This is a genomic window from Bacillus sp. GMa5/1, assembly GCF_050172015.1.
Classification (GTDB): domain Bacteria; phylum Bacillota; class Bacilli; order Bacillales; family Bacillaceae_G; genus Bacillus_A; species Bacillus_A cereus.
The window spans coordinates 1-1,133 of record NZ_JBNLYC010000417.1 but is presented as its reverse complement, the minus strand read 5'-3'; the positions used below and the strand labels follow the sequence as shown (position 1 = coordinate 1,133).

Here is a 1,133-nt window from a genome sequence, read left to right as displayed (position 1 = left end):
TATCTCATTTTTTACATATAGCAGGTGATTCTTTGATTGTTGTCGTACTTCGGTTTGAATTACAGTGAGTTGCATTCATCCAAAAAACACCCCTGATTTCCTATAAATAATGGAGGTCATCAGCGGTGTTTATCGGTGTATAAAACTTCAACATTATTAATAAGTCTTCTTTTAAAATATAAATGGTTAAACATATGAAAAAACTTCGATTGTTATATCATCTTTTATTTTTGAAATAAAGGTGCTATTTTATCAATGCGGTTTGTCCAAATTCCACCTGTAAAATCGTCAGGAAGACGTTTTATATCTTCAAGTGAGTCAAATCCACTTGAAAATCCAAATCCATTTCCTCCTACAACGATAACTCGAGTATCAGCTTTATCCATTCGATTAAGAAAACGATTTGGCCATCCCCAAAGCCAAGGAGCTACTTTGTCTGGTATATGTAACTCCCCATGCTTCAGGCTTGAAGGCATGTAACCAGTCCACCCTAACGCCATATAAGTAAGAAGATCCTTTTTCATGGTTGCTTTAGACATTAATCGTAAACTAGGGATGCGCTCTTTTATCGCAGCAATTGGTTTATCGCCACCATATACAGTTAGTTGCTCAAGGCGTTTTGCTGGTAGTTTCTTAAGGTAAGCAGCCAATTGGATTCCTTCATTTTCATCATCACTTTTAATATGAATAAGAAAAGAGCGATCTGGAAAATGGTTAAGTACGTCATCAAGTGTTGGCATAAGGTTAATCCCCTGACCACGAAATGGGAATGTTTTACCACCATCAGCTGTATAACCGTAACCAATATCAAGTGCTTGTAATTCTTTTGTTGTAAAATCTCTTGTAACACCTTTACCATTAGTACGGCAATCAAGAGTCCAGTCATGAAAAATAACAAAATTATTATCTTTAGTTGGTTGAACATCAAACTCTACTAGATCAGCCCCAGCTTTAAATGCCGCTTCCATAGATGGAATTGTATTTTCTAAATAAGAATATTCAGGTTTATTTATACGTTCAGCTGTACATGTATCACCCTCAATCCCTTCGATGCTAAATGTTTGCGAAAGCCCTCGGTGAGCAAGAAGAAGAGGAGTCCTATCGGCCCTCTCAGCAAAAAAAGAACTGTTATT

Annotated in this window: 1 protein-coding gene; it reads right to left on the bottom strand. The window is 36.5% G+C overall.

Features of this window, described 5'->3' with window-relative positions:
* Positions 1–224: 224 nt before the first annotated feature.
* On the bottom strand, positions 225–1,133 hold a 909-nt coding region (locus tag ACQGSG_RS29100), incomplete at its 5' end, for a glycerophosphodiester phosphodiesterase family protein (RefSeq protein WP_426948769.1).